General features: G+C 36.9%; 8 protein-coding genes. 6 read left to right on the top strand and 2 right to left on the bottom strand.

Annotation, left to right across the window (positions count from 1 at the left end):
- Positions 1-67 precede the first annotated feature (67 nt).
- Together QFZ31_RS11815 and QFZ31_RS11810 are read right to left on the bottom strand one after the other, a co-directional pair.
- Positions 68-994: an IS3 family transposase gene (locus QFZ31_RS11815; protein WP_307311548.1), complete on the bottom strand. Its 927-nt coding sequence runs from the start codon at positions 992-994 to the stop codon at positions 68-70.
- Complete coding sequence (locus QFZ31_RS11810; protein ID WP_307303139.1) at positions 877-1,461, bottom strand: helix-turn-helix domain-containing protein; 585 nt, start codon at positions 1,459-1,461, stop codon at positions 877-879. Before QFZ31_RS11810 ends, QFZ31_RS11815 begins: the two co-directional genes overlap by 118 nt.
- A 235-nt stretch (positions 1,462-1,696) precedes the next feature.
- On the opposite strand from QFZ31_RS11810, the gene QFZ31_RS11805 reads away from it, so the two are divergent.
- From QFZ31_RS11805 to QFZ31_RS11780, 6 genes are all read left to right on the top strand, one after another.
- Positions 1,697-2,734: a LacI family DNA-binding transcriptional regulator gene (locus QFZ31_RS11805; protein ID WP_306072855.1), complete on the top strand. Its 1,038-nt coding sequence runs from the start codon at positions 1,697-1,699 to the stop codon at positions 2,732-2,734.
- A gap of 183 nt (positions 2,735-2,917) precedes the next feature.
- On the top strand, positions 2,918-6,052 hold the full coding sequence (locus tag QFZ31_RS11800) for a glycoside hydrolase family 2 TIM barrel-domain containing protein (protein WP_307303138.1): 3,135 nt from the start codon (positions 2,918-2,920) through the stop codon (positions 6,050-6,052).
- A 678-nt stretch (positions 6,053-6,730) separates the two neighbouring features.
- Positions 6,731-7,600 (top strand): ABC transporter permease, encoded by an 870-nt coding sequence (locus tag QFZ31_RS11795; RefSeq protein WP_257029361.1) that lies wholly within the window; start codon positions 6,731-6,733, stop codon positions 7,598-7,600.
- 15 nt (positions 7,601-7,615) lie between these two features.
- Positions 7,616-8,518: a carbohydrate ABC transporter permease gene (locus QFZ31_RS11790; RefSeq protein ID WP_307303137.1), complete on the top strand. Its 903-nt coding sequence runs from the start codon at positions 7,616-7,618 to the stop codon at positions 8,516-8,518.
- 74 nt (positions 8,519-8,592) lie between these two features.
- On the top strand, positions 8,593-10,173 hold the full coding sequence (locus tag QFZ31_RS11785; protein WP_307303136.1) for an extracellular solute-binding protein: 1,581 nt from the start codon (positions 8,593-8,595) through the stop codon (positions 10,171-10,173).
- A gap of 122 nt (positions 10,174-10,295) precedes the next feature.
- Positions 10,296-12,665, top strand: coding sequence for a glycoside hydrolase family 2 TIM barrel-domain containing protein (locus QFZ31_RS11780; protein ID WP_307303135.1), 2,370 nt, complete (start codon positions 10,296-10,298; stop codon positions 12,663-12,665).
- Positions 12,666-12,729: the final 64 nt, after the last annotated feature.

Here is a 12,729-nt window from a genome sequence, read left to right as displayed (position 1 = left end):
ATATCAATTTTGTTCCCATATGAAAAGCCTTGAAAATGATGTGACCCCCAAAAGTTAGAGTTTTATATTAAGCAGCTAATTGGCTAGTATGGACCCGGTATTGAACCGGGCTCATACCTGCCAATTTTTGCTTTATACGCTTGTTATTATAATAACTGATATATTCTTCAATTCTCTTTTTTAATTCCTCATATGAGCATAGTGCTTCCCCGTAATACATTTCTTGTTTTAGTAATCCGAAAAAGTTCTCCATTGGCGAATTATCTAAACAGTTTCCTTTACGAGACATACTCTGGAACACCTTGTTTTTCTTAAGGGTTTTCACCCATTTATTATGTTGATAATGCCATCCTTGATCAGAATGTACAGTAGTTCTAAACTTTGAATCTTTTACTATTTCTAGTGCTTCCTCGAGGGGGGTGAGAGCTAAATCTAAGGTTGGACGCATACCTATACCAAAAGAAAGAATTTCACTATTGAACATATCCATAATTGGATTTAAATATAGCTTAATACCGTCTGAACACTTAAATTCTGTAATATCTGTTGTTAGTTTTTGATGACACACATTCGTTTTAAAGCGGCGATTGATAAGGTTCTTGGCAACAGTTCCAGTTGTACCCTTGTATGAACTGTACTTGCGTGATTTTAATTTGAATTTATCTCCCTTGAGCCCAAGCTCGTTCATGATGCGTTGCACCTTCTTATGATTCACTTCATACCCACGGTTTTCTAATTCTAATTGAATACGACGATAACCATAATTTCCGTTATGTTCTTCGAAAATGGATTGAATAAGTTCCTCCAACTCCTGGTCTGGATTCTCCTTATTCATCATTTTTATATGATAATGGTAGGTGGATTCAGGAATGCCGACTATTTGTAAAACATCTTTTGGTTTGAAGGTTTCTTTAAGTTCGAATGATAATGCTGCTTGTGCTTTTCGAGATAGCCCTTCGGATCCATCTGAAAAGCTCGCAACTTTTTTAAATATTCTACCTCTAAACGAAGAAGTTCGTTTTCTCTTTCTAACTTTTGTTCGTACGTTAATTCCTTATCTTCAATGTGTTTATTCTTTTTGTTTTTTTTAGTTTTATCAGACATGGATGGCCGTCCTTTCGGTCTATCCAGGGCTTCAGTACCACCCTCCAGAAGAGCCCTTTTCCAAGCTGCAATCATAGGAGCGTTAGTTATGCCAAATACAAGGGCTGTATCAGTTTCTGAAGAACCTGTTCTCTTCATAAAGCTTAATACATCTAGCTTGAATTGAACAGAATATGTTTCTCTATGTTTCTTCCTCTTTAAACCTTCCACACCAAATTTCTCGTATACCTTTACCCATCTCCTAATCGGAGTACTGTCTTTCATGTCATACTTTTTAGCTAAAAGAATATATCCTAATTTCCCATCTTGATATTCCTTGACTAACTTTAACTTAAATTCTTCACTATATTTGGCCATAAAAATACACCCCAAAAGTTAGATTTCACTCTAACTTTTGGGGTGCAGTACAAAATCGAGGCTTTTTTACGTTCCGAAGAGGATTCGAACCAACTGATTTTTTCGGCAAATTTTCGGTAAATACAACTAAAACAATATGTGTTGACTAAAGATTATTATGGCAGTACAATTAAATGAAATCGGTTTCACTGAATCTTCTTGATTGCAATGAAATCATTAGCGGTGGTGGAAGGGTATGAAAAAGGAAAATATAACAATATATGACATTGCTAAAGAAGCTAATGTATCTCCAGCTACAGTTTCAAGAGTCTTAACCGGAAATGCAAAAGTCCGTCCACAGACAATGCGGAAAATAGTTGATGTGATTGAAAAATATAACTTTAGACCAAATAGTTTAGCAAGAAGCTTATTACATAAGCAATCGAAAACCATCGGATTTATCTTACCGGACATAAATCACCCATTTTTTTCTACACTGGTTCAAAAAAGTGAAGCTTTTGCATTGGAATTAGGATATACAACATTTTTGTGTAATACGATGAACAACTCAGAAAATGAATCTAAATACTTGCAAAGTTTAGTAGAAAAACAGGTGGATGGGATTATTTATCTTGGCGGTAGAATTAATGACACCGACACCGATCAGGAATACGCTGAGGAAATGAAGAAAGTAATGGAAAGAGTTCCAGTTGTTTTTGTTAATGGTCAAATGTCGGGGGTAGATGCCCATATTGTTAGAACGGATGAAGAATCTGGGGTTGAAATGCTTGTTGAACTACTAGTAAACCTAAATCATAAAAAGATTGGCTTTCTTGGCGGATTAGAAGGGATCAGTTCAACGGATGTAAAAAAGAATACATTCGTTAATGTGATGGAAAATAAAGGACTAGGTGTCAATAAAGGTTGGGTTTTGGATGCCGGGTTTAGTATTGAATCTGGTGAAGAAGTTGCTGCAAAATTCCTCTCTTTAAAAGAAAGGCCTACTGCGGTGATCTGTGCGAACGATTTAGTAGCAATTGGCGTAATAAAGGTCCTTACCAAATTTGGGTTAAAGGTTCCAGATGATGTTTCAGTTGTTGGGTTTGATGACATTTATTTGGCAAAGCATTTCCCTCCAGGTATTACGACTATAAGTCAGAATTATGATCAATTGGGTCAAACCGCTATTAAGGTACTAGTAGATTTAATTAATGAGAAAGAAGCAAAGAAAGAAACGGTTATTCCAACATCACTCGTACTAAGAGATTCTTGTAAAATATTTTCAGAAAAATGAAATAAAATATTGCGTGTTTCCAAATCTTGAGGTACGATAATTATGAAATGGGTTTCGCGTTTGAGGAATATAAAGTTATAGTAATCAACTTTACTATAATAGATAATTATATTCCTTTGTTTTTTGATAGATTTGAAACCGATTTCATGATTTTAATTAAGTTTATGGAAGTGAGGTAGTTTTATGTTTAAACTGATGAATAAATATAAATACTCTCCACCTAAAAATGGATATCCTGAGTGGAATAACAACCCCGAGATTTTTCAATTGAATCGATTGGATGCTCATGCAACATTAATGCCTTACAGGACAGTAGATGAGGCATTAAAAGGAGACCGAACTTCATCTGAATTTTATCAGTCGTTAAATGGAAATTGGAAGTTCGCATTTTATGAGAATCCTAAAAAAAGAAATCAGGACTTTTATAAGGGCGATTATGATGCTAGTGAGTGGGATGAAATCAAGGTGCCGTCACACTGGCAGTTACAAGGATATGATTATCCTCAATATACGAATGTTAGATATCCTTGGGAAGGAAAAGAAGATATAAAGCCGCCTTTTGCTCCGACAAACTATAATCCTGTTGGACAGTATATTCGTAGTTTCACGATTTCAGAGGATTGGAAGGGCAAACCGGTTTATATAAACTTTCAAGGAGTAGAATCAGCCTTTTATGTGTGGGTGAATGGAGAATTTGTCGGATATAGTGAAGATACCTTTACACCGGCCGAGTTTGATTTAACACCATACTTAATGGATGGCGAAAACAAGTTAGCGGTAGAGGTTTATCGTTGGTGTGATGCGAGCTGGTTAGAAGACCAGGATTTTTGGAGAATGAGTGGAATTTTTCGAGATGTCTATTTGTATTCTACTCCAGAAATTCATATAAATGATTTCTTTGTGACCACGGAATTGGATCAGGAATATAAGGACGCTAAATTGAAAATTGAAGCAAAAATCAAAAATGCATTTGAGCAGACAGTGAATGGCTATACGGTTGAAGCGATGCTCTATGACCATGAAGAAAGCCCTGTATTAGAAGACTCGCTTCAAATAATGGTTGATATGGAAAATCAATCCCTCCTTTCGATCAATGCTTCAACTTATGTAAGTAATCCTTTTAAATGGAGTGCAGAAAGTCCATACCTTTATACTCTAGTTTTGATTTTAAAAGATGAAAGCGGAATCATTAAAGAAACGGAAAGCTGTAAGGTAGGATTCCGAACATTTGAAATAAAAGATGGTCTCATGAAAATCAACGGCAAAAGAATTGTCTTCAAAGGTGTAAATCGACACGAGTTTGCATCCGATAAAGGGAGAGCTGTTGGTTATGAAGATATGGTTAATGATATAAAATTAATGAAGCAGCATAATATTAATGCCGTCCGTACTTCGCATTATCCGAATAATCCATTGTGGTACGAATTATGTGATCAATATGGATTGTATGTCATTGATGAAACAAATCTTGAAACCCACGGGACATGGAGGTATGGGCAGAAAGATGAAGGCGATGCGGTGCCGGGCAGCAAAGTGGAATGGCGGGAAAACGTCCTTGATCGTTGTAACTCAATGTTTCAACGAGATAAAAACCATCCTTCGATAATTATTTGGTCGCTTGGGAATGAATCGTTTGGCGGGGATAATTTTATAAAAATGCATGATTTTTTAAAGGAGAATGATCCTACTAGAATTGTTCATTATGAAGGAATTTTCCATTACCGAAAATCAGAAGCTGCTTCAGATATTGAAAGTACAATGTATGTAAGTCCTGAAGGTGTAAAGAAATATGCTGAATATGCTAAGTACACGGATAATCCGAAACCATACATCTTATGCGAATATAGTCATGCAATGGGGAATTCTTGTGGAAACCTTTACAAGTATACAGATTTATTTGAACAATACCCTATTATTCAGGGAGGATTTATTTGGGACTGGAAGGATCAAGCTTTGGAAACAAAGACCAAGGATGGTGTACCATACTTAGCTTATGGCGGTGACTTTGGAGAGACACCTCATGATGGGAATTTTTCAGGGAATGGTTTGATTTTTGCAGATGGTACGATATCACCAAAGATTATCGAGGTGAAAAAGTGCTATCAGAATGTCCGCTTTACTGCAGTTAATCTCCAAGAGGGACTTGTTGATGTAGTAAATAACTACCTGTTTACAGACCTTCAAAAGTACGAACTCGTATGGCAGCTAGCAGAAAATGGTTTGGTAATTCAAAAAGGCACCTTAGAAATAAGGGTAGAACCATGCTCCACAAAAACGATTAAATTAGCTTACTCTATTCCTGAAGGATGTAAACATTCTGATGAATACATTTTAACTGTTAGCCTGCATTTGAAAAATAGCACAATTTGGGCAGATAAAGGCCATGAAGTTGCTTTTGAACAATTTGTGGTTCCTACAGTTAATGCAATATCAGAAAGTATGCATGTCAATTTCCCACAAACAAAAGTAATTCAAGAAGACAATTATGTAACAATTAGTGGGGACTGCTTTAATGTTATTTTTAATAAAGGCAACGGAACCCTAGAGTCCTATAGTTTTAATGGCATCCCTTTACTCGAGAATGGCATAGGTCTAAATTTTTGGCGTGCGATGACAGATAATGACCGTGGAAATAAATTGAATGAACGCAGCTCTGTATGGAGAGAAGCTGGAAAGAATAAAGTTCTTACATCGTTTTTAGTTGATGCAAAGAGTACTTCGGCAACTGTAGTTACTACCGAATTCACATTGCCGGCAACACTGTCATCATGCAAGATTGTTTACACCATTATGGGTGATGGAGAAATAACAGTAGACTATCAGCTAGAACCAGGGAACGATCTTTCTGAGATACCAGAGGTTGGAATGCTGACAACACTAGATGGCAGATTTGATACCATCACTTGGTATGGAAAAGGCCCATATGAAAATTATTGGGATAAAGAGAAAGGCGCGAAAATTGGAATATATAGTGGTAAAGTAAAGGATCAATATGTACCATACCTAAGACCACAGGAATGCGGTAATAAAACAGGTGTAAGATGGGCATTGTTAACCAATCAGCAGGGGGAAGGATTAAAAATTTCTGGAAGCCCTACGGTCGAGGTGAATGCTTTACCATACACACCATTTGAGCTTGAAGAACATGATCACGGATATAAATTACCATCTAGCGATAAGACGGTAGTAAGGATTAATTATAAACAAATGGGCGTAGGCGGAGATGACAGCTGGGGACAAAAAACACATCCTGAATTCACACTCTTTGCAAATCGATTCTACTCTTATTCTTTTAAAATTAAGGGGATTATACTATAAAGGAATTTATAGTACCTTCTCAAATTTACTGAATTTTATTTTGGATGTTAGAAAAGAACTACTGAAAAAAGGTTGGTTTGTTCCCTTGGATGATCATTACTTTCCAAGGGAACATATTGAAACCCATTTCTTAATGCAGGAGAAATACAATGGAAGTGTAATATAAAATAGTTTTCGGAACAATGGGAAAATTCAGTATACGGTATTTACTTTTAATTGGATTATGAATATAATGAAAATTAAGTAACCGCTTTCAATGTTGTATTCTAGGAAATTACTAGTGCTTTAAACAACAAACTGCACTTTTTATTAATAATTATGAAACCCATTTCATTTGACCTATATAGAAATTATGAATGATAAAAGTTGTCTGAAATTTTGCAGAATGACTTTGAAAACGATTTCGCGATTTGGTAAAGAACTTATCTTTCATATATAAGATCCTTTCGTAGTTTTAGAAAGACTTTTTTATACAGATAGATAGATTAGTAGTTTATTAAACCACTTTGTTTTATTTCCTTTTGTGAAAACTTGTTAGTGCTCGTGTCAAAATCGTGTTGTTTAGGGGGGATTTATATGAAAACCGTTACGGTGCAATCACACCAAGCACCTATTGTTAAAACGAAGACCAAAGATACTGTATTTAAAAGATTGTGGAATAACCGGACCCTTCTTATTATGTGTTTACCTGCCATTATTTTCTTCGCTGTTTTTGCTTACCTGCCAATGCCGGGACTATATCTTGCCTTTGTAAACTTTGATTATTCACTTGGAATCTTTAAGAGCGCGTTCGTTGGCTTTGATAATTTTCGCTTTTTGGTTATGACTGGTGATTTGTGGAAGTTAACCTTTAATACGATTGCTTATAATATTGCTTTTATCATTTTAGGTAATATCCTCCAAATAGCTGTAGCCATCATGCTTAACGAACTAAGAAATAAATGGTTCAAAAAGATATCACAAACACTTATGTTTCTGCCGCATTTTATTTCTGCCGTTTTAGTTGGACTTTTAGCTTATAACATACTTAGTTACGATTATGGGATACTTAATTCATTTTTAAAAATGATTGGCATGGATCCAGTGGAGACTTATTCGAATCCGGCAATTTGGCCATATATTATTGTCATTACGTTCCTATGGCAATCAACAGGCTATGGATCGATCGTCTATTTCGCAGCGATCATGGGCCTTGACAAATCCATTTTAGAAGCAGCAGAAATCGATGGAGCTAACGCTTTCCAGCGTATTCGATATATCATTATTCCTTATCTTAAGCCAACCTTTATCATTCTGCTATTGTTCTCTTTAGGTGGAGTATTAAAAGGGAATTTCGGTTTATTTTATAACCTTGTTGGTGCGAATAATACCATGCTCTATCCAACAACAGATATTATTGAAACCTACGTTTTCCGAACGTTGATGACGAATTTTAACTTCTCATTGGGAAGTGCGGTAAGTTTATATCAATCTATTTTGGGTCTCTTTATTGTCCTTACAGCCAACTGGATTGTGAAAAAAGTTTCACCAGAAAACTCTTTGTTTTAAAGGAGGAACGTATGTATGGAAAACTCAGCAAGACGTAATATAGATTTTTCTACGATAATGGTTCGTTTGATTGGATATGGTTTTATTGGTTTATTTGCTCTATGTTGTCTTTTACCGTTCGTCTTAATCTTGTCATCTTCCTTAACATCTGAGAGGGCCATTATGGAAAGCGGTTTCTCTTTATGGCCGAAAGAGTTTTCTACCTTTGCCTATGAAATTGTTTTCAAGAATCCAAGACTTGTGATTGGATCCTATATGGTAACGATGATCATTACGGTTGTCGGAACTGCAGTAGGTCTATTTATTGTAGCAATGACAGGTTATGCCTTGCAGCGCCAAGATTTCTTGTATCGTAATAAAATATCATTTTATATCTACTTTACCACTCTTTTTTCAGGTGGACTCGTCCCGTTTTATCTCTTAATAACGCAGTATCTGCATCTTAAAGATAATTACTTAGCAGTACTCTTGCCAGGATTGCTGAGTCCTTTTCTCATCATTATGATGAAGGCTTTTGTAAAGTCGATTCCACATGAGATTACGGAATCTGCAAAGATGGATGGTGCAGGTGATTTCACAATTTTCTTAAGAATTATTCTTCCGATGACTACCCCTGCTTTGGCGACAATCGGACTTTTCATTGCCCTCGGGTATTGGAATGAATGGTATAATTCCATGCTTTTCCTTTCACCGAATATGGAATATAGACCGTTACAGTTGTTTCTTTATAACGTAATCACAAGTGCTGATTTCATTAGAAATTCAGCTGCATCCGCCAATGTAACGCCGCAAGACATACCATTGGAAAGTATGAAAATGGCAACAGCCATTGTCGCTACTGGACCTGTTATTCTATTTTATCCGTTTGTACAGAAGTACTTTATACAAGGTATTACAGTTGGTGCAGTAAAAGGGTAATGGAATATGATTAAGGAATTTTCCTTGTTTCATAGAGAGTAACAATTAGTAAAATTTAAAAGGGAGGCAATAAAATGGTGAGGATAAAAAGAATCTTGGTATTATTTTTGGTTATGTTGTTGACTTTTAGCCTTGTGGCCTGTAGCGGCTCAAGTCAAACGGGTTCAAAAAACTCTGACTCTGGTACAAAAACAAACGCAAATGGTGAAGTTGATACTTCTAAAGAGGTAACCATTACCATGATGGTGTTGGGAGATAAACCGACCAACGGACAATTAGAAAAAGTAATGGAACAAGTAAATACAAAATTAAAAGAAAAAGTAAACGCTAAACTCCAGCTAAAATGGATTGAATGGGCTGATTATATGACAAAGTATAATCTAACTCTAGCATCTGGAGAACCGGTCGATTTAATTATCACTGCTACTGACTGGTTAGATGCTTGGGGAAATGCACAAAAAGGAGCATTCATGGATATTACCGACCTCCTGCCTAAATATGCTCCTAAGACATTTGAAGAGGTTTCCAAAGAAAGTTGGGAAGAAACAAAATATGATGGCAAAATTGTTATGATTCCTGAGGACTCTTATACTCAATGGGTTAACCACGGCTTTTTCTATCGTACAGATTGGGCAAAAGAATTTGGAATCACTGAACCAATTAAAGATTTTGAAACACTCGGTAAATACTTCCAGGGCATTAAAGATAATAAAAAGGGTGTAATTCCTTGGGATACACCAGGAACAAACGTTACAACGGCATGGGGTTATACAACTTCTTATTCCGATGCGATTGAACTTCCAATTACAACAGGTGTATTCCCAATTTATTGGGCAGAATCCTATGAAGATAAGTATACCGTTATGAGTCCTGTGTTCGAAGATGTGTTTGTAGACTATGCAAAGATGATGAAGGATTGGGCAGATAAAGGCTACTGGCGTTCTGATGTTTTGAACTATAAAGGTGACACCCGCGCTTTATTCCAAGCTGGAAAAACAGGTGCTGATCAACACCACACAGAAACATTCTCAGGCTTACGTCCACAAATGGACCTTAAACAACCAGGTTCAGAAATCGATATGTTTGCTTGGTCTGATACACGTGACAACTTAGTTTCAATGTCGATTACTCACGGTGCTACAGCGGTTGGTGCTCACAGCAAAAACCCTGAACGTGCGCTTATGGTATATGATCTAATTCGAAACGATGAGGAAATTTACAAACTATTTAACTATGGTATTGAGGGAGTACAATACGAGATTGTAGACGGCAAACGTGTTCGTCCTGAAGGCTACGATGAAACAAAAGATGCATTCTCTGCTAACTTCTGGGGTGGTCGTGTAGACAAATTCGAAATCCCTAGTGCTGACAAATGGGAAGGAATGTCTGAGATTTATGCGCAGTACGATACCATTAAAAAGCCGTACCCATATGGCCAATTTGTATTTGATAGTACTCCGGTAGAAGCTGAACTTTCTGCTCTATCACAAGTGACTGCACAATTGGTGCCAGCGATTGCATTCGGTAAAGCTGGGGATCCGGAAAAAGCTGTCAAAGATTTCCGTAAGAGATTGGAAGCAGCAGGTTATGAAAAGGTTCAAAAAGAGATCCAAAAACAAATGAATGAATATAAGAAGCTTGTAGAAGGCAACTAGTCAGGGATAAATTACAATAAAAGAGGGCTATCATATATTCTTGATAGCCCTTTATCTATCGGTCTGCCATTTCTACGATTTAAGGATACTAGTTTATCAATGATAAGGGGTGTAAGTTGAATATGGTAAATGTAATAGCGCAAGAATGGGAATTGTCCGTTAAGAGCAGAAAGTTTAACTTTGATTGGAAATTCTTAAAAGGTGACAATTCCGATGCATTTAAAATTAAGTTTGATGATTCAGATTGGCGTATCGTAGACCTGCCGCATGATTTTAGTATAGAAGGCCCCTTTAAGAAGGAATATGCAAGTTCAACAGGATATTTGCCAGGAGGAATTGGTTGGTATCGAAAGGAATTTATTGTTCCTGATAGCATAAAGGGAAAGAAAGTGTTTATTCAATTCGATGGCATTTATAAAAATAGTGAAGTGTGGATTAATGAACATTTTCTTGGTAAAAGACCTTATGGATACAGCTCATTTCAGTATGACTTAACCCCATATTTAAACTTCGAAACACAAGAAAATGTGATTGCTGTCAAAGTAGATCATACCGATTTTGCTGATTCTCGTTGGTATACAGGGTCTGGAATTTATCGAAATGTTTTCATCAATTTGACAGATCACTTGTACATTAAGCCTTATGGTATTTTTGTCACGACTCCAAATATTACACCATCAGAAGCAGAAATCCACATTCAATCAAGTTTGAAAAATGAATATGATAACGAAGCTACATTCCAAATTGAACATCAAATTAGAGATGCTTCAGGCAAGAAAATAAGCGACTGTTCATCTGTGGAGATCATTCCAGCAAATGGTGAACAAGACTTTTCTCATTCTCTTTTCCTAGATCAGCCAAATCTCTGGTCACCGGAAAATCCGTATTTATACAGGGTTGAAACGCAGGTGATAAGAGATGGGGAAGTAATAGATTGTGAGACTACCACACTTGGTGTTCGATCTTTTCATTTCGATGTGGACTCTGGATTTTATCTTAATGGAAAAAATATTAAGATGAAGGGTGTCTGTATCCATCATGACGCAGGCTGTCTTGGAGCGGCTGTTCCTGAAAAGGTCTGGCACAGACGTTTGCAACTATTAAAAGAAGCTGGTGTAAATGCAATTAGAATGAGCCATAATCCTCCTGCACCAGAGTTACTAGATATGTGTGATTCTTACGGGTTTTTAGTCCAAGATGAAGCATTCGATGAATGGGAACATCCTAAGAACAAATGGGTAGAGGGTTGGAATAAAGGCGAGCCTTCACTAGATGGATATGCTTCCGATTTTACTGAATGGGCAGAGATAGATTTGAGGGATATGGTATTAAGGGACCGGAACCATCCGTCAATTGTTTTCTGGAGTATTGGGAATGAAATTGATTATCCAAATGATCCCTATTCACATCCAGTGCTAGGAGAACGTTACAAAGCTGACAAACCTGATGCAAAGGGAATGGGTGCTATTTCGAAAAGGCTGGCAAAGGTTGTAAAGCAATATGATCCGACCCGACCTGTTACAGCAGCTTTGGCAAGTGTCATTATGTCAAATGAAACTGAATTTCCAGATGCTCTTGACGTGGTTGGCTATAACTATCAGGAGTTCCTTTATTCTGAGGACCATAAAAAATACCCGAATAGAGTGATTTATGGAAGTGAAAACGGAAGGCATCACGATGCATGGCTGGCTGTAGCAAATAATGACTTTATATCAGGACAATTTATTTGGACAGGGATTGACCATTTGGGAGAAGCTCGTGGATGGCCAATTCGTCATGCTACTCCTGGATTGCTTGATCTTGCTGGATTCAAAAAACCTTTGTTCTATTTCAAGCAAAGTGAATGGTCCGATCAAGATATGGTCCATATCGGATTGACTTCCTTTAAAGAAGAGAATCCTGATCAAGTTTACTGGGACCATCAGGTTGTTTGCCACTGGGATGGGAATGAAGGAGAAACAGTAAGGGTCGCTTGCTGTACAAATTGTCCTGAAGCGGATTTAATTCTAAATGGTGAATCTGTTGGGGTCAAAAAACGTGAAGACTTCCCAGCTGGAACCATATATTGGGACATTCCATATTCTAAGGGTACGTTAAAGGCGGTAGGGATAAGAAACGGAAACATTTCTTGTATACATGAATTAAAGACAGCTGATAAACCTGCGAAGTTACAGTTGCGCGCGGATACAATTTCTCTTAAAGCAGACAAAGAGGATGTAGCACATATAGAAGTGAATATCCTTGATCAAGCCAATAATCTTGTATATAGTGCAGAAAATGAAATCCATTGTACCATCGAAGGACCTGGTGAAATTATAGGGATTGAATGTAGTAACCCTGTAAGCCATCAAGATTATAAAGCAAACTACCGAAAGGCCTTCCATGGAAAATTATTAATCTATGTGAAAGCCACTGATCAAGTAGGGACGATTATAGTAAAAACTTCATCTGAGGATTTGGAAGGTTGTGCTGTAGGTATCGATGTTAAGTAAAATCCTTTGGGAATCCGGGTACTGACGATTTGAGTTAATACCCGGAGGTCTTATTTCGTTAAAA

This window comes from Neobacillus niacini, assembly GCF_030817595.1.
Taxonomy (GTDB): Bacteria; Bacillota; Bacilli; order Bacillales; family Cytobacillaceae; genus Neobacillus; species Neobacillus niacini_G.
The sequence above is the reverse complement of the archived record's forward strand: the minus strand, read 5'-3'. Positions and strand labels throughout refer to the sequence as shown.